This is a genomic window from Exiguobacterium sp. KJ 601 (assembly GCF_027161185.1).
Taxonomy (GTDB): Bacteria; Bacillota; Bacilli; order Exiguobacteriales; family Exiguobacteriaceae; genus Exiguobacterium; species Exiguobacterium profundum.
This window is the reverse complement of sequence record NZ_JADHZG010000001.1, coordinates 230,554-247,889: the sequence shown is the minus strand read 5'-3', so window position 1 is coordinate 247,889 and position 17,336 is coordinate 230,554. Positions and strand designations below refer to the sequence as shown.

Sequence of the window (17,336 nt, the reverse complement as noted above, 5' to 3'; positions counted from 1 at the left end):
CGCTTTGGCGAGATGTCCGAATCAATGTTCGGCCGAAGCTTTGTGCCCGATGTACACCATTGCAAGCGTCAGGAAAATGTAGGATTGGATAACCCCGATAAAGATTGAGAAACCTTGCCATAGAATCATTGGGAAGACCGCAAAGATTGCACCGAGCGGGTTGAGTGCGCCTTCGGCTGTAATCGCGAGTCCCAAGATGATGGTAATCATGATTTCACCGGCAAAGATGTTACCGTATAGACGCAAACCGAGCGTCAACGTGTTCGCAAACTCCTCGATCAATTTGATCGGAAGCAAGAACCAGACTGGTTTTACGAATTCCGCCGAATAGTGTTTCAATCCGTGCAGTTTCACCCCGTAATAGTGCGACATTGCAACGACGAGTGTCGACAACGCCAAGGTTACGTAAGGATCGGCTGTCGGTGAGTTGAACCACAAATAGTGTCCGGAAATGACGTTAAACGGTAGACCCATCAAGTTTGAGAAGAGAATGAACAAAATCAACGTCATCCCAAATCCAATAAAGCGTCCTCCTGTCTTCCAGTCCATCGCACTTGCGATGATTCCACGTACGAACTCCGCGAAGAATTCCATGAAGTTTTGTTTGCCAGTCGGCTTCATTGCCAAACGTCTTGTCCCCCAAATGGCGAATACGAAGACGAGTAACGCTGCAACTAGCACTGTAATGACGTTCGTCCAGCTCCCGTATAACGTATAGTCCCCAAAGTGCAGAGAATATGTGGGAAACTCATGACCCATTAATATTCACCTCTTTTCCTGCTGAGCTGGGCAAGTGTAAACTCGCCAAATTGTATGATGTGGCCGGCGATTAGACCAGTTACCACCGCGATGACGGACACTCGATCCTCGTAGAGAAGACCGACTATCACTGCTAACGCACCGACCGCCATTCTTGAAACGGTCCCGTGCGACTTTGGTCGTCGTCCATGCTCGATGACGTCATACATACGTATGACACTTCGATTCTGCATATGTAGAATGATGAGACTCCCGACCCCGCCGATGAACAATCCGAGAAAAACGGCTTTGTACATCGGGACGATGAAGGCGCCAACTAACAAAATTGCAAACCAAATGGTAAACCATTTCGTATAACGCTTCATCAACTCTTTTTGTGCTTTTCTGTCTGCTTGAATCGTATTCATTCGTCCTCTCCTGTCAATAAACTCCGAAGGGTGAGAACTAGCGCCGTAACCCCGAACACGAGTCCAAGGATAATCGACACATTCCAACCAAACGTGCCCCAAAATTCACGTCTTTCGCCGTACTGTCCGACGAGATAACCGATGACAATCGGTCCAGCAAGTGCTGTCGAGATTTGTGAAGCGAGCGAGGCATAGGATAGATAACGATTGTCTTTTTTCGCCATCCAAATCCCCCTTTCGAGTCTCACGTGCTCCCTTGTTCTTCACGAATTCACACTCGCGTGACCATCAAAAGTCACACAAGTTCAGAGTAATAGAAATGGCATAAGAAGTCAATGAATTTCACAATTATAAAAGCGCTTTAAATCAAGTCGTATCAATAGTTTTACGCACTTCATAAACTAAACGATTGAGGCACTTTTTTAAGAAAGTGTGAAGAAACGTTGAAATAAAAATGTTGACTTTATAACATTTCACAAACGTAATCAGATGAAGAATAGTTCAGTTATACCCCCACGTTTTGGAAAATTCAATCGGTAAACGCTTACGTTCACAAAGAGTTACGAAACGACGGTTGACTTCATTTTGAAATCGTTTTCAACGTCCTGTATCAGTATACCGAGGATGTTTTTACCATGTCGAGCGATTTTGCCCATTTTTTTGTGAGGAATCTCATACTGTTCAAAATCCCTTTCTCAATCATGGTTTTATATTCGAAATCGAGGGATTCTACTTAAATAAGAAAGAATAGATAAATTCCATCCCAGTTCGCCATTCTTCTCGCTCTAGTTTTGTGTCTATTTTGTGACATCCGTAAATGATAAATATTATTCAGTGTCAATCGTAAAAAAAGCGAAAATCGCATAGGCGATTCTCGCTTTTAAGTCATTACTTCGTACCAAACAAACGGTCACCCGCATCCCCAAGTCCAGGAACGATATAACCGTGGTCATTTAATTTTTCATCGAGTGCAGCAAGATAGATCTCTACATCCGGATGTTCTGCTTGTACACGCTCTACGCCTTCTGGTGCTGCGCAGAGGCATGCCAACTTGATTGACTTCGCTCCGTGTTTCTTGAGTGATGCAATCGCATCAACAGCCGAACCACCTGTCGCGAGCATCGGGTCAACAACGATAAAGTCGCGTTCTGTGACGTCTGTCGGAAGTTTCAAGTAGTATTCGTGTGGCTCAAGTGTTTCCGGATCGCGGTAAAGACCGATATGACCGACTTTTACGTTCGGCATCATTTTGAGGAACCCATCCACCATACCAAGTCCTGCACGTAAAATAGGGACGATTCCCAATTTCTTGCCGGCAATCATCTTTTGAGTGGAAACAGAGACCGGTGTCTCGATTTCTACGTCTGTTAGGGGTAGGCTGCGCGTGATTTCGTATGCCATAAGTGAAGAAACTTCGTCGACGAGTTCACGGAACTGCTTCGTCCCCGTCTCTACTTTACGCATAATCGTCATTTTGTGCTGAATCAAAGGATGGTCATAAACATGTACTTTTCCCATCTTGCTTCACTCCTCTCTCATTCTCTCTCATTCTCTCTCGAGCATTGTACCCTAACTCTGTTGAGATGGGTAGAGCCAACTTCTATTTTATCAAAGGTCAGACGCCACTTATGGTTGAATGACCTGGAAATAATCATTGCCCGGAAGTTCATACGATTGAGATGTGTGTTGATCGACTAAATAGAGTTCTGTTTCCGTTTTCCATACGTCAAAGGATTGCTCAGTCAATTCTTCATACAGATGCAAGTCTCCGATTTTGATAGCTGTAGACGGTTTTTCATGCGGCTGAATATGAGACAAGGCGTCAAACAACTCTTGCGTTTTCGGTCCGTCTAGCCAGATTATATCTTGATCCGATTCAAAAACTGCCAGGCGCGTTTCCCTTTCGGCGGGGCGCGTGGACATCTTGTTTGTCACTGGACGACGGACATGCCCCCAAATTTCAAGGACCGTTCCGTATGTTTTCGATAACGATAACGACGTCTCTTCAGCCACATCCCCTTCAATCGGTCGATCAGATAAGATGATGCGTTTCATGAGTTCGCGATGATTTCCCTTTAGCGAGAGCTCTTCTTTCGGATCGACTTTCATATAAGGAGCCTCATATATATTCGGTAGGATGAGTTGTTTGAGCGAGGACGCCTCTCCGATTTGTAGGGTGAGACGATCATCGGCACGCCTCGTCAAGAAAATATACCCTTCATTCTCTCCGCTTTGAAACGGGAATAGTTTTGGTTCAATGATCGGGTCAAGTGTACGCCCATTTCGAATCGTCTCGAACGTCACATAGATCGCTCCCGTATCCGGTGTCGTATAACGGAAAGCCGAGTCGGGCATCACTTCTTCATGCGTCTCGTTCAATGTGAACGTACTTGTAATCGATTCAAGGTCATCGATGCGCTCAAACTCAATTGTCGAGACCACTTTCGATTCTTGAAAGCGCTCTTGTTCGAGCGCTTCAAACGCTTGAATCGGCTCCACGGCAAACGTTCGCTCCATCAACTCATTGCTGTTCGCGCAGGTCACGTAACGTTCATCACCCGCCGCAAAATATTTCACCGTTTTGGAACCGAGTACTTCATAGAGCGGATGATGAAATGTCACTTCTGCCACCTTGGCTCGTCGCTCTGGTAAGACATCTGTCGGACGACGCTCACAGTATGTAAGTAGCTTCTCTTGTGTTTGTTTCATTAACGGTATCTCAGGATCTTGCTCGACTCGATAGGAAGACAAAGGACGTAACTCAATCGCGTTCAACGTCTCGGCACCACATCCACTCAACAAGATACAACTGAGCAAGATTCCCCAATACGTGCGCATTGATGTTCCTCCTCATTCCCAATTAGGTGGAAACCACCTAAATTTTTCTTGTACATCATAACATAGAACCTATTTTTGTGATGATTTCAGAATTATTACGTTTCTGATGATTTGACGAAAGCGGTCCAACTCATTTTATGCTTCAACGTCTAGCAACAAAAAAAGAACTAATCCATTAAGAGATTAGTCCTTTTTATCACTTCATTAGTCATCTTCTCGCTCATCCTCGGATGAGTCATCTTGAGATGAGTCGTCCTGCGAAGAATCATCTTGTTCATTCTGGTCGTCCTCTGATTCACGATCGACTTCAATGACCGCCCCATCTTGATTTAGTTCAAGTTTGACAGGGTCGCCGACACGCGGAGTGTCATCATCGATTTCAGAGCGTGCGGCAAGTGGATATACGTTGTCTTTCCCATCGATTTTAATCGTGACTTCTTGATTTGTGAGTTTGACGAGCGTGCCGTAAATATACGCATCATCACCACTCTCACGGTCCACTTCCTTCACTTCATCATCTCGGTTCAATTCGAGTTTTACCCGGTCACCCACTTGCGGTGTATCGTCATCGATTTCATGTGTCGCCGCTAAAGGGTATGTCGACTCTTTTCCATTGAAGCTGATGGTGACATCTTCTTTCGATAACTTCACGAGCGTCCCGTATAGTTTATAGTCGTCTCCATCTCCCACTCGCGCTGCTGACGAATCATCTGATGCGCTACTTGAGCCATCCGATGTAGCAGGGTCATCTGGGTTGTCCGTTGATCGATCGTCACTCGCTTGATTGATTGCTTGTGGAACAATGACCGTATCCGTCTGATTCCCGTTTACGTAAAATCCAATTCCAACAATTGCCATGACAGCTAATAATGCGCCGATAATCCAACCGATGCGTTTCATGTTTGTTTCCTCCTCATGATGTGTTCTTCTTATTTTCATCATAAGCCTCTTCCGTGAGAGCATATTTAAGGCTTCATTAGAAGTTGGTGAGAAAATGCGAAATATTCATCATCGAGTCAGGAAAAATATACTGCCATCCGGATGATTCGATCTACTTCCTATCGTCCACTCATTCAAGTCCGCCACTTCTTTCGCAATCGCGAGACCAAGACCGCTCCCACTGCGATCGCGCGCTTCATCTAATCGGTAGAATCGATCGAACAGCCGATTCCTCACATCATCCGAAAGAATCGGTCCTCGATCGCGTACCTCAATTCGATCACTCTTCAAATGAAGGCTCGTCTCTTCCGCATACTTCAAACTATTGTCTAATAGGATGACAAGAATCCGCTGTAACGACTCACGATGACCAAACCAGCTTCCTGTAGATTCAATAGGTAAATGGACGCCGTGCGACCGCAAAAAACGTTCTCCTATTGATTCCCCAAGTTCAGCTAAATCGATTTCTTCTCGCTCTACCTGTTCGAGTGCAGCAAATCGATTCAATTCGAGCATAGGTTCAATCAAATCATTTCGCATTTGACGCGACTCCGTTAAAATATGGTCAATCGCTTCGGCACGTACACTCTCATCTTCTTGTCCCCATCGTTGTAATAACTTCGCATAGCCCTCGATGACGGTCAACGGTGTCTTGAGTTCATGTGAAACATCGGCGACGAAACGACGTTGTTGCTCCATCGTCCCTTCGACTCGCTCAATCATATGATTAAATCCGTCCGAAAGAGTCGTCACTTCATCTTTTCGGTCAGCCACTTCGATTGTCTCAAACTTACCGGACTCCGTGATCCGTTCCATCGTCTCTGTCAATCGGCGTAACGGTGACAGACCTTGACGTAAAATCCACCACGTCCCTAGGAACGTCAAGAGAACAGCAAAGAAGAACATGACGAGAAAAATGGTTGCGAGCGCTTGAATCGTATTGCTCACATCTCGATCCTGAAAGCCGAACGCTAGTCCATCCGTCGTCGCGACCACAAACCAATCATCGATGAGGGCCGGTTCCCCGTAATTGATGGGAAACGTCGTTCCGTCTGGCACTTCTCCTCCGATGATTCCCCATTCGCCGTTTTCTTGACGTTCTAACACGACACTGTCCTCATGAAGCGACAATACCGCATCGCTATTCCGGACATCTTCTTCCAAGAGATTCAACGCCTGCAGTAACACGTCAAAACGCGAATCGACAATTTCCTGTCTGGCGACGAACCAGGTTACGCCAAAGGAGACGAGAAGAAGCAACAACATAAACCCTGTCATCGCCCACGCAATTTTTGTTCGTAGCATCGGTCACTCACCACGCTTCAACATATAGCCGACACCACGAACCGTTTGAATCCAAGAGCCGGTCAGTTTTTTCCTTACGTATCGGACATACACGTCCACGACATTCGTATCCCCATAGTAGTCGAATCCCCACACGTGTTCGACGAGTTGGTCACGCGTCAAAACACGCTCCGGATTCTCTAAAAAGAAAACCAACAAGTCAAACTCACGTCGAGTCAAATCTACTTTCTTTCCGTCACAATATACTTCATGACGATTCACGTCGACAGTCAATGTGTCGTACGTCAACACCTGTTCGGAATGGTCCTGACGAACAAGCTGGCGCATTCGTAAAAATGCCCGAATTCGTGCGAGCACCTCTTCTATTTCAAATGGTTTCGTGATGTAATCATCTGCGCCAAGATCAAGCCCACTCACTTTGTCGTATCGATCGCCACGGGCCGTCACCATCAGAACCGGTAACAATGGTCGCTCTTCTTTCAGACGACGGACCACCTCGAGTCCACTCATTTGAGGTAACATCACGTCAAGCAACACGAGGTCGACATCGTCAGAGAGAGCTCGTTCCAAACCGGTACGACCGTCTGTCGCCACCATGACCGCATATCCCGCATGCTTCAATTCCAACTCCAGTAATCGCGCAATCTTCGAATCATCTTCTACGACGAGAATCGTCTGCATCCTGCTCACTCCTTTGAAAAAACGCCGAGCAGTTCGCTCGACGTATTGTTATTCATTTCCCGAATTCAATCCGCAAAAAACAGACGAACGCCTTCTGGAACGGCTTGCTCGATTCGTCTTTCTAAATCATCTTCCCATTCATCCCACTTCGTATCGACTTGTTCCATCTGCTGTTCGACTTCCAGCGCCGCTAGCGATAGTTGCGACAGGCTGGATTGTCCAGGTGAAGTGAAGAACAAAAATCCGGCAAGTCCGATTCCCATAAGTCCGATCGCCAATAAAGTTGTTCCAATGGTTTTCATTACACGTTTCATACACGCATCCCTCCTATCTCAAATCATACGACAGGAAAACGAGAAATCGTGGTGTACTTCATTAGAATTTCATGAGAAAAGGCGCTACTCATGTAGCACCTTATTCTTCGAGCACGGACTTCGCAATCGGTGCCCAATACGTCCCTTCCATCTCAGAAACGGTCGTCAACGTTTCACGGTACGCCGGGTCATTCGCTTTTTTCTCGGCAATCCCTTTCATCCAAAGGACATCTGCCTTGTAACCGGATTCTGGATACGACTCGAGATAAGCCGCATAGTCCGCAATGTCCGCTTGTCCCAATTTATTGTCGACAAGAAGTCGATAAAACCCAACTGCTTGTTCTTGTCCGACTTTCGCTTTTCCACCTAATAGGCGGTCGGCTTTTTCATACTGTTTATCTTGAACAAGTGCTTCTACCTCAGCCAGCGGTACAACATCCGTTGATGTGTCCGGTGCTTCTTCAGTTGATTCCTTTGGCTTCTGTTCGTCCGAATCTTGAAGTTTCTCATTCTCTTCTTCGAGTCGGGCGACTTCTGCCTCGAGCTCTTCAAGGCGTTCTGCGAGTGCTTCTTCTTCCGTTACGGTCTCGACAACGACTTCGTCCGGCTCGTCCGGCGTGACGACGGGCGGTTCGGCATCTGGCCAAAATATGAGCGCTCCAGCCGCAAGACTGACCACTAGCGGAAGCCCAAGCCATTTCTTATCGAGCTTGAACGCCTGTCGCCACTCGGCTAAATCAGAATGTTGGATGACAGCCGACGAGAACGAACGAAAGCGGCGCTTGGCCGCTTTTCTTCCGTTCGCCTTCACTTCTAGCGCAAGACCTAGTCGATGGAAAGCAGCAGGCACTTTCATCCCGAGGAGCGGCACGATTCGTTCGCTCGCTTCTTCATAATAGCCATGGTCAAGGAGCGTCGTGATGACACCAAACTCACTGGCGACAAGACGGAAAGAAGGATCGTATTCCCCTTTACGAGCCAACCATTCTGTCATATCGAACAATGGAAGTTCGGATAGCTCTCGTTCTGCTAGTGTCCGAATATCCATTGACTCAGCCTCGTTCAGGGTAAAGCGGGAACTTCGCCGTTAACGATTGCACGTCTTGAAGTGCTTCCGCGATTACCGCCTCGTCTTCATGTTGTTTCAGCACACGCCCGATTAGACGTGCCACTTCTTTCATATCCGCTTCTTTGAAGCCACGAGTCGTCATCGCAGCTGTTCCGAGACGGATTCCGCTTGTGACAAACGGTGATGCCGGGTCGAATGGAATCGTGTTTTTATTGACCGTGATTCCTGCTGCATCCAATGCATGCTCAGCTGCTTTACCTGTGATGTCGATTCCTCGAAGATCGACAAGCAAGAGGTGATTGTCCGTTCCGCCCGATACGATTCGAAGTCCCTCTTCTTCAAGGCCTGCCGCAAGTGCTTGTGCATTCGCAATGACTTGACGTTGGTAATCTTTGAATTCCGGTTGGAGTGCCTCACCGAACGCGACCGCTTTTGCCGCGATGACGTGCATGAGCGGTCCTCCTTGAATCCCTGGGAAAATCGACTTATCGATCGCTTTGGCGAACTCTTCTTTACAAAGAATCATCCCGCCACGTGGTCCACGGAGCGTCTTGTGCGTCGTCGTCGTGACGAAATGCGCATGTTCGACCGGGTTCGGATGTAGACCTGCTGCCACGAGTCCAGCGATGTGCGCCATATCGACCATAAGATAAGCATCGACACTGTCCGCGATCTCACGGAACTTCGCGAAGTCGATTGTACGTGGGTATGCCGATGCTCCCGCAACAATCAATTTCGGCTTATGTTCCTTCGCAAGTGCAGCGACGACGTCATAATCGATGTGTTCTGTCTCTTTGTCTACACCATATTCGACGAAGTTATATTGCACACCTGAGAAGTTGACCGGGCTACCGTGCGTCAAGTGACCACCATGAGACAAGTTCATTCCGAGAACCGTATCTCCTGCTTCAAGCACCGTGAAGTAGACCGCCATGTTCGCTTGTGCACCCGAGTGTGGTTGTACGTTCGCATGTTCTGCACCGAATAATTCTTTCGCACGGTCACGCGCCAAGTTCTCAGCGACGTCGACAAACTCACAGCCACCGTAGTAACGGCGTCCCGGATATCCTTCGGCATATTTGTTCGTCAATACGCCACCTTGCGCTTCCATGACCGCTTCTGAAACAAAGTTTTCTGAAGCGATGAGTTCGATGTTGTCGCGCTGACGACCGAGCTCGTGTTGCATTGCCTCAAACAATTCCGCATCCTGCACTTTCAACTTCGTCGTGTTTACCATGTGAAGACCCCCTCTAAATGTCTAAAAATCAACACCCCCATCGTACCACACGCTTGTTTTTTTGGGTATCGCAATAATCTGATGAAAAGTTGGGTATCATTAATAGGAATGTAACTGTGAGGAGGCCAATTATGATTGAGACAAAAGAACTGACGATCACACCGTTCGAACGGACACGAACGGTCCGTATTTACACACCTTCCGACTATGAGACGTCCGAAAAACGATATCCGGTCCTCTACATGCACGATGGACAGAACTGCTTTAATGACGAGGATGCGAGCTACAACATGAGCTGGCGCGTCGGTGAATATTTAGACGCCTCGAAGCGTGACTTGATTGTCGTCGCCCTCGATAGTGCACCAGGCGAACAACGACTCGATGAGTATGGACCGTGGGAAAACCCTTATATCGGTGAAAGTTTGCTCGGAAGTGACATCGTGCTCGGCGGGCAGGGTTCGGCGTATATCGAATACATCGCGCAGGAATTGAAACCTCAAATCGATGCTGACTATCGGACGATTCCGGAAGAAACAGCGATGATGGGAAGTTCGATGGGTGGGCTCATCTCGATATATGCAGCATGTGTATATCCAGACGTCTTCAAGCGTGTCGCTTCCCTGTCCTCTGCATTTTGGTTCAACCAAACCGAGCTGGAACAATTGATTGAAGCGAGCGATTTGAAGGGCGTCGAGCGTCTTTACTTGGACGTCGGCGCAAAAGAAGTCGAGGAACCGATCGAAAATGGACCGACGAACGAGATGTATCGTGAGTCGAGCGAACGCGTGTACAACCTGTTAAAAGACAAGGTCGAACACATCCGCTTCGAAGTGATTGAAGAAGGAGTTCACAACGAGCTCGCCTGGCGTGAGCGTTTCCCGATGGTCATCTCCTATCTTTTTGGAGAAGATTTATAATTTGAATAAAAAAAGCATCGCATTCGGTCGAAAAACCTAAACGCGATGCTTTCTTCATTTATTTGGATACTGAGCCCGTGGCCCACCAATCAGTTTCGGTCTCGTGACTGCGAACGTGACGTACGCCTCTCCGAGATGCTTCGATGATAACCGAACCGGTATCGCGACCGGTTTCAAATGCATCCCAATCAATGTCGAGCCGATATCAATCCCGGCATCTGCTTGAATCGATTCGACGACACATGGTTCATCAAAGTTGGCATAAGCCTTCTCTGACATCGCTCCGCCCGCGGACCGGATCGGGACGACCGTCACTTCTGTGAGACCGAACTGTTTGAGTGTCCGGCGCTCAACGGTGAGGGCACGATTGATATGCTCACACCCTTGAAACGCCAAATGGACACCTGTCTTCTTTCTAAATTCAAGGAATGCTTCCATCAATTCGCTTGCGACATCAGTGGAACCTGCCTTCCCAATCGTTTTTCCGAGCACTTCACTCGTCGAGCATCCGATGACGAGAATGCGCTCATCATTCAAAGGAAACCGTTCGTGAAGCTCCGTCAAAAATCCGAGAAGTTCCGTCTTCATTTGACTCACTTCGATTCGTAAGCACTCATCTTGTCGACACGGTTTGAATGGCGACCGCCTTCAAAGTCCGTATCGAGCCACGTCGTCACCAAGTCGAGTGCAAGACCAGGTCCGATGACACGCTCGCCCATCGTCATGATGTTCGAATCGTTATGCTGACGTGTCGCTTTTGCACTGAATGAATCATGCACGAGTGCCGCACGAATCCCTTTGACTTTGTTCGCCGCAATCCCGATTCCGATTCCCGTACCGCAAATCAAAATCCCACGATCGAATTCACCTGCCGCTACCGCTTCTGCGACCGGGATGGCCACATCCGGGTAGTCAATCGAGTCCGCTGAGTGCGTCCCGAAATCTTTATACTCATGTCCGAGTTCCTCAAGCAAGGCTACGATTTCTTTCTTCAAGTTGAAGCCGCCATGATCAGCGCCAATTGCAATTTTCATTCGTTCATTCCCCCGTCTTCTTTGGTAGGCGTCTCGGTGGTTTCGTCACCTTTGACCCATCATTCGTTAATTTTAACACAAGTCGATTCACGAGTGGTTCGAGCTCGTTTCGCACTTGGCGATACACATTCATCGAACCGCCAAACGGATCGTTGATGTCTCGTTCAAGCCCCGTCACGAATTCATAGAGCGTGTACGTCCGCTCAGACAAATCCGGGTATGTATCCCGAATTTGTTCACGGTGTGCGCGTGTCATCGTCAAGATGATATCCGCCCAATTCCCTAACACTTCATCGAACGTCTGGGTGACATGATCGAGCTCAATCCCACGTTCTCTGAGAACTTGCAGTGCATTTTCTGAAGCATCGAATCCTTGCATCGTCCGTAGACCAGCTGAGCGAATATCAAACTCATCCCCGGTCATCTTCGAACGGAGCAAGGCCATCGCCATCGGGCTTCGGCACGTGTTGCCACTACATATGAATAATACGCGTTTCATTGACATCGCGTGTCCTCCTCTATGTCTTTAGGCATCTTTCGTCGGGTGCACAATCTTTCCGCCCGCTGCTTTGTATAAACGGTTATAGACGGCAAGTGCGACTCCGACCGGTTCAATCGTGTTCACATAAATCTCATCCACGTCTGTTTCATCAAATCGACGAAGCGCGTCGTATAAACGTTGCGCCGCCACTTCCATCGAGGTCCCAAGTGAATACGTGACCTCAGCCGGTGTCGGGTTCTCGTCGAAGACGAGTGCACCGATTCGCAACCCCGCTTGCTTCCGCTCCTCGATGACACGTTCTAAATCTTTGCGTGTGCCATCGACTAAAAAAACAGGTGCCGTTGGGGCATAGTGCGTGTACTTCATTCCCGGCGATCGTGGTGTGGCTTCATCGTTACTCAAATTGGCATCTAAGGCGACCGGTCCAATGACAGCTTCCATTTCTTCTCGCGTCACACCACCTGGTCGTAAAATCGTTACCGTGTCCCCCGTACAATCCACAACGGTTGACTCGACTCCGATTCCGGTAGGACCCCCATCCACGATTCCTGCGATTCGTCCGTTCAAATCATCCGCGACATGTTGAGCAGTTGTCGGCGAAGGTCGTCCGGAACGATTCGCACTCGGAGCCGCAAGCCCTAACCCTGACTTACGAATTAACTCGAGTGCTGCCGGATGATTCGGCATCCGGAGTCCGATGGAATCGAGGCCTGCGGTCACGAGCGAAGAGGCTCGTCCGTTTGAAGGCAAGATGATCGTCAAAGCGCCTGGCCAAAACGCATCCATTAAGCGTTTGGCAACAGGAGGAATCGAATCGACAAACAAACTCGTTTGGTCGATTGAAGCGATATGGACGATGAGCGGGTTATCCGACGGACGACCTTTTGCCTCAAAAATCTTTCGAATTGCCACATCGTTCATGGCATCTCCAGCGAGACCATAGACGGTTTCTGTCGGCATGGCGATGATTTCACCCGCTTGAAGAAGACGTACCCCCTCTTCAATCTCATTCGAATTAATCCATTTCGTTTCCATACGCAATCCCTTCCCTTACGGCATAGACGATACGGTCCTTGCCGTTTATATCTTTTAAAATACCCGTTTCTGCTTCAGGATAACGTTCAGACAGTAATGATTTCACATCTTGTCCTTGGTTATACCCGATTTCAAACGCAATCAAATGCCAATCGGCACGTAAGACGCGCACCGATTCCAATATTAATTGCCGATACATGTCGAGCCCATCCTTCCCTCCGAAGAGCGCAAGGTGCGGTTCGTAGCCGACGACCGTCTCATCTAACAGCTCATCGGCCTCGATGTAAGGCGGATTTGAGACTAGAACGCGAATCGAGTGGTCCGCAATCGGTGCGAGCCCGTCTCCTTCATAAAACCGTACAGTTGCGCCAAGTGTGGCTGCATTTCGTTTAGCGACTTCAATCGCCTCACGCGAAATATCGACCGTCTGTACACGTACGCCGAGCTCGAGGCTCAAGGTAATCGCAATGGCCCCGCTTCCTGTCCCGACATCGACAATCTCATCATCCTTGATGTGACGAAGTTGCCCAAGTACCCAGTCGATCAACTCTTCCGTTTCTGGTCTCGGAATCAACACATCCCGGTTCACTTCAAACGAGCGCCCGTAAAACGGAGCATGTCCAATCACGTGTTGTACCGGTTCTCCGATCAATAAACGCTCGATTCCCGTCTCGAACCGTGTCGCTTCATCTGAAGACAATTCATCCGACAAACGAACGAGGAGACCGGTGCGATCGACTTGCAACACATGCATGAGCCACCATTCGGCAGCCGCACGGTCGCGCCCAGCTTCAACTAGTCGTTCTTCCGTCTGCTTAAGTAGCGCGGCAATCCGCATCATTCCGCTTCCTCCATGAGACGTGCCTGTTCGTCCATGATGAGTGCGTCGATAATGTCTTCGAGTTCACCTGCTAGGACACGGTCCAACTTCTGAAGGGTCAATCCAATCCGATGATCTGTGACACGACTTTGTGGGAAGTTGTATGTGCGGATCCGCTCGGAACGGTCACCTGTTCCGACAGCCGATTTTCGTTGCGCAGACAACTCTTCCATATGTTCGCTTTGCATTTTGTCATACAGGCGTGCTCGAAGGACCTTCATCGCCTTATCCTTGTTTTTATGCTGCGACTTCTCATCTTGACATGATACGACGAGCCCTGAAGGAATGTGTGTCAAACGGACAGCTGATTGCGTCGTGTTGACCGATTGTCCCCCTGGACCAGATGAAGTGAACGTATCAACTCGTACATCTTTCATATCGATATGCACTTCGACATCCTCTGCTTCCGGAAGAACGGCAACCGTTGCTGTGGACGTATGAATTCGTCCGCCCGATTCAGTCGACGGGACTCGCTGCACACGATGGGCTCCGTTCTCAAACTTGAGCTTTGAATAGGCACCTGCCCCGTTGATCATGAACGTGACTTCTTTAAATCCACCGAGTTCGGTATAGTTCGCGTCAATGAGTTCCACTTTCCAATTTTGACGTTCAGCGAATCGCGTATACATCTTATATAAATCTCCTGCAAAGAGTGCCGCTTCGTCTCCGCCTGCTGCTCCTCGGACTTCGACGATAACGTTCTTGTCATCGTTCGGGTCTTTTGGAAGCAATAAAATCCGCAGTTTCGCTTCTAGCTCTTTGACTTCTGGCTCGAGGAGGTTCATCTCTTCTTTTGCCAATTCACGCATGTCGGCGTCGAGCGTCCGGTCTTCAAGCATCGTCTTCGCTTCCTTGAAAGCTGTACTTGTTTCTTTATACTGACGATACATCTGTACCGTCTCTTCTAGTTGTGCCTGCTCTTTCGAATATTGTCTCAACTTCGTCGAGTCACTGAGCACCTCAGGATCGGCGAGCATTTCATTCAATTGCATGTAACGATCTTCTAATACACTTAAACGGTCAAACATGATGATCCGTCCTTTCTCCGTCAAATCAAACTCTATCTATTATAGCAAAAAAACGGACCGCCGAGGGCGGTCCGTCGATTCATCAGTCTACCACCGTATGGCGGACCGGATGTGGTTTGTTCGGTACATCATGACAATGTCGGCATCGTGGTTCGTAAGACTCGGAAGCCCCGACCAAGATGACCGGGTCCTCATACCGAGCAGGTTGCCCATCGATCAGACGTTGTGTCCGCGAAGCAGGCGCGCCGCATGACAAACAGATGGCCTGTAGTTTCGTCACGAACTCCGCGCGTGACAACAGTTCAGGCATCATCGTGAACGGTTCGCCTCGAAAGTCCATATCGAGCCCAGCGCAGATGACGCGTTTGTCTTCGTTCGCAAGTTGTTCGATGACGTCTACAATTCCTTCATCAAAAAATTGCACCTCGTCAATCGCGATAACCTGTGTTTCTTCACGAACGGCATCATACAAGTCTTGGCTTGATGCGATTGGCACGGCCACGACCGAGTTCCCTGTGTGTGAGACGACGTTCTCTTCATGATACCGGTCGTCGATTGCTGGTTTGAACACTTGGACCGGAATCTTTCCATAATGAGCACGGCGGACTCGGCGAATCAATTCCTCCGACTTCCCCGAAAACATACTCCCACAAATCACTTCAATCCAACCATATCGGTTCGTCACATGCATCATTGTTCTTCGCCCTCTCCATCGATAATCGCTTTCCGATTATACCTATCTTTCGAGTTGAGGAAAAGGGTTGACTTCTCCTAAATACTGATTGAAAGAACTCCGTCCTTTATTCATCAGCGTTCGCCTCTTTTTGTTCATCGATTAATTTCAATTTTCGCGCGAGCGGTCGAATCGTGAGACCGTGCAGTGTAACGGAAATGAAGACGAGACCGAGTGTGAGCGGCAACATTTGCTTCGCATCGTCAATCCCCAGATGCGCGACCTCTTCAGCAAAGAATCCCGCGACCGTCATCGCGACAATCCCGCGTGGGGCAATCCAACCAATGAACCCTCGTTCCGCTAGCGGCAAACCTCCACCGATGGTCGACAAGTAAATCGCAACTGGGCGAACCAAGAACAGGATGCCCGCAATCGTCAAGAGAAGCGGCCATTGGAAAATATTCAACAGCTCTGCCCGAGACAGGGAAGCCGTCAACAAGATGAAGACAGATGAGATGAGCAAGATTGAAATATCCTCTTTGAATGACTGCAGTTCTTCGATGATTTCTTCATCCCGATGCTTCGTATTGGCCATCGTCATCCCCATCGCCGTCACGGCGAGCAGCCCGACTTCATGCATCATGAGCTCGCTGAGTGAGAATAAAATGAGGACGGCCGTCAACGTGACCGAAGCACGGAGATAGCGAGGTACTTTTTCTGCCACAAACCATCCCATCAAGAGATGGCCGAACAAGTAACCGAGTCCGATTCCTACGATACAAGCACCTGCGAAGAGGAGTTGCATCCATAAATCCATACCTTCATAAACGATATATCCGAGTCGAACGACGAAGAGTCCGAGTAATGCTCCGACAGGATCGACAATGATGCCTTCCCACTTCAAAATCGCTCCGACCCGATCTTTCAAATGTGCCTGACGTAACAACGGAATGACGACAGTCGGACCCGTCACGACGAAGAGCGCCCCCATCGTCCAGGCAACGACCCAATGTAATCCTCCAACATATTGAATGAGTAGCGACATCCCGACAAACGAGAGCGCGACTCCAATCGTGACAATCCGGACGATCGACCGTCGGAACTGATTGATTTCGCTAAAATGAAGCCCAAGACTTCCTTCAAATAAGATGATGGCGACCGCAAACGAAATGATGGGACTATATAAATCTCCTAATAATTCACGTGGGTCGAACAGCCCAAGGATTGGACCGGCCAATACTCCAGCGAGCGTCATAATGATGATTGCTGGGATTTGATAACGCCATGCCAACCATTGGGACATGATGCCGACCCCGATCAACAAGCTGATACTAATGAGTATAAATTCCATAACGGCCCCCTCACGACAGTCTTTCGTCTCTTTACCCGTGTCGATGCAACAAAAAACCGCCAAGGGCAATCCCTAGGCGGTGAGCATACAACTTTACGATTAACGTTGGTATTTCTTGTTGAAGCGCTCGATACGACCATCTGCAGATGCGAATTTCTGGCGACCTGTGTAGAACGGGTGCGAATCAGAAGATACATCGACACGGATGAGTGGGTACTCGTTTCCATCTTCCATCGTGATTGTCTCGTTAGAGTAACGAGTTGAACCAGTGATGAATTTGAATTCTGTCGTCGAGTCCATGAATACGACTTTACGGTATTCTGGGTGGATTCCTTGTTTCATTGCTTTTCAACTCCTTCGGCCCTAA

At 48.6% G+C, this 17,336-nt stretch carries 21 protein-coding genes; 1 reads left to right on the top strand and 20 read right to left on the bottom strand.

Translation table 11 applies throughout. The annotated features are described in order from the left end of the window. Positions 1 to 21 precede the first annotated feature (21 nt). The 11 genes from atpB to glyA form a co-directional block, all read right to left on the bottom strand. A complete protein-coding gene (atpB, locus tag IRJ25_RS01370) occupies positions 22 to 759 on the bottom strand; it encodes a F0F1 ATP synthase subunit A (RefSeq protein ID WP_074035724.1) in 738 nt (245 codons plus the stop codon). Continuing rightward, the gene (locus IRJ25_RS01365) at positions 759 to 1,166 is read right to left on the bottom strand and encodes an ATP synthase subunit I (RefSeq protein WP_074035722.1); all 408 of its coding nucleotides are present in this window, start codon (positions 1,164 to 1,166) and stop codon (positions 759 to 761) included. The genes atpB and IRJ25_RS01365 overlap by 1 nt, the downstream gene beginning before the upstream one ends. After that, positions 1,163 to 1,390 carry a hypothetical protein gene (locus tag IRJ25_RS01360; RefSeq protein WP_012727363.1) on the bottom strand — a complete coding sequence of 76 codons (228 nt, stop codon included), beginning with the start codon at positions 1,388 to 1,390 and terminating at the stop codon, positions 1,163 to 1,165. Before IRJ25_RS01360 ends, IRJ25_RS01365 begins: the two co-directional genes overlap by 4 nt. Before the next feature lie 664 nt (positions 1,391 to 2,054). After that, complete coding sequence (upp, locus tag IRJ25_RS01355; protein WP_012727364.1) at positions 2,055 to 2,684, bottom strand: uracil phosphoribosyltransferase; 630 nt, start codon at positions 2,682 to 2,684, stop codon at positions 2,055 to 2,057. A gap of 108 nt (positions 2,685 to 2,792) precedes the next feature. Then, complete coding sequence (locus IRJ25_RS01350) at positions 2,793 to 4,004, bottom strand: hypothetical protein (protein WP_269317595.1); 1,212 nt, start codon at positions 4,002 to 4,004, stop codon at positions 2,793 to 2,795. A gap of 204 nt (positions 4,005 to 4,208) precedes the next feature. Continuing rightward, the gene (locus IRJ25_RS01345; protein ID WP_269317594.1) at positions 4,209 to 4,904 is read right to left on the bottom strand and encodes a hypothetical protein; all 696 of its coding nucleotides are present in this window, start codon (positions 4,902 to 4,904) and stop codon (positions 4,209 to 4,211) included. Between the two features lie 108 nt (positions 4,905 to 5,012). Next, the gene (locus tag IRJ25_RS01340; protein WP_214783656.1) at positions 5,013 to 6,248 is read right to left on the bottom strand and encodes a sensor histidine kinase; all 1,236 of its coding nucleotides are present in this window, start codon (positions 6,246 to 6,248) and stop codon (positions 5,013 to 5,015) included. Positions 6,249 to 6,251: 3 nt separating this feature from the next. Next, positions 6,252 to 6,929, bottom strand: coding sequence for a response regulator transcription factor (locus IRJ25_RS01335; RefSeq protein WP_214783659.1), 678 nt, complete (start codon positions 6,927 to 6,929; stop codon positions 6,252 to 6,254). A gap of 65 nt (positions 6,930 to 6,994) precedes the next feature. After that, on the bottom strand, positions 6,995 to 7,243 hold the full coding sequence (locus IRJ25_RS01330) for a hypothetical protein (RefSeq protein ID WP_031422247.1): 249 nt from the start codon (positions 7,241 to 7,243) through the stop codon (positions 6,995 to 6,997). Positions 7,244 to 7,343: 100 nt separating this feature from the next. Next, positions 7,344 to 8,291 carry a hypothetical protein gene (locus IRJ25_RS01325; protein ID WP_214783661.1) on the bottom strand — a complete coding sequence of 316 codons (948 nt, stop codon included), beginning with the start codon at positions 8,289 to 8,291 and terminating at the stop codon, positions 7,344 to 7,346. A gap of 4 nt (positions 8,292 to 8,295) precedes the next feature. After that, positions 8,296 to 9,549 (bottom strand): serine hydroxymethyltransferase, encoded by a 1,254-nt coding sequence (glyA, locus tag IRJ25_RS01320; RefSeq protein ID WP_159562977.1) that lies wholly within the window; start codon positions 9,547 to 9,549, stop codon positions 8,296 to 8,298. 131 nt (positions 9,550 to 9,680) lie between these two features. Between glyA and IRJ25_RS01315 the strand changes: the two genes are divergently transcribed. Continuing rightward, positions 9,681 to 10,466, top strand: coding sequence for an alpha/beta hydrolase (locus IRJ25_RS01315; RefSeq protein ID WP_269317593.1), 786 nt, complete (start codon positions 9,681 to 9,683; stop codon positions 10,464 to 10,466). Between the two features lie 54 nt (positions 10,467 to 10,520). On the opposite strand, the gene IRJ25_RS01310 is transcribed toward IRJ25_RS01315, so the two are convergent. The 9 genes from IRJ25_RS01310 to IRJ25_RS01270 all read right to left on the bottom strand — a co-directional run bounded on the left by IRJ25_RS01310 (position 10,521) and on the right by IRJ25_RS01270 (position 17,311). Continuing rightward, a complete protein-coding gene (locus IRJ25_RS01310; RefSeq protein ID WP_396136448.1) occupies positions 10,521 to 11,063 on the bottom strand; it encodes a TIGR01440 family protein in 543 nt (180 codons plus the stop codon). Then, entirely contained in the window at positions 11,060 to 11,500 is a 441-nt protein-coding gene (gene rpiB / locus IRJ25_RS01305) for a ribose 5-phosphate isomerase B (RefSeq protein WP_012727380.1), read from the bottom strand. The genes IRJ25_RS01310 and rpiB overlap by 4 nt, the downstream gene beginning before the upstream one ends. Positions 11,501 to 11,504: 4 nt before the next feature. Continuing rightward, complete coding sequence (locus tag IRJ25_RS01300; protein ID WP_012727381.1) at positions 11,505 to 12,005, bottom strand: low molecular weight protein arginine phosphatase; 501 nt, start codon at positions 12,003 to 12,005, stop codon at positions 11,505 to 11,507. Between the two features lie 21 nt (positions 12,006 to 12,026). Beyond that, the gene (locus IRJ25_RS01295) at positions 12,027 to 13,037 is read right to left on the bottom strand and encodes an L-threonylcarbamoyladenylate synthase (RefSeq protein WP_159562979.1); all 1,011 of its coding nucleotides are present in this window, start codon (positions 13,035 to 13,037) and stop codon (positions 12,027 to 12,029) included. After that, entirely contained in the window at positions 13,018 to 13,875 is an 858-nt protein-coding gene (prmC, locus tag IRJ25_RS01290; protein ID WP_074037873.1) for a peptide chain release factor N(5)-glutamine methyltransferase, read from the bottom strand. The genes IRJ25_RS01295 and prmC overlap by 20 nt, the downstream gene beginning before the upstream one ends. Further along, positions 13,875 to 14,945, bottom strand: a complete 1,071-nt coding sequence (prfA, locus tag IRJ25_RS01285; RefSeq protein ID WP_074035701.1) for a peptide chain release factor 1 — start codon at positions 14,943 to 14,945, stop codon at positions 13,875 to 13,877. Before prfA ends, prmC begins: the two co-directional genes overlap by 1 nt. 82 nt (positions 14,946 to 15,027) lie before the next feature. After that, complete coding sequence (locus IRJ25_RS01280) at positions 15,028 to 15,639, bottom strand: thymidine kinase (protein ID WP_074035700.1); 612 nt, start codon at positions 15,637 to 15,639, stop codon at positions 15,028 to 15,030. Positions 15,640 to 15,745: 106 nt separating this feature from the next. Further along, positions 15,746 to 16,969, bottom strand: coding sequence for a cation:proton antiporter (locus tag IRJ25_RS01275; protein WP_012727386.1), 1,224 nt, complete (start codon positions 16,967 to 16,969; stop codon positions 15,746 to 15,748). A gap of 99 nt (positions 16,970 to 17,068) precedes the next feature. After that, positions 17,069 to 17,311, bottom strand: coding sequence for a type B 50S ribosomal protein L31 (locus IRJ25_RS01270; protein ID WP_012727387.1), 243 nt, complete (start codon positions 17,309 to 17,311; stop codon positions 17,069 to 17,071). Positions 17,312 to 17,336 lie beyond the last annotated feature (25 nt).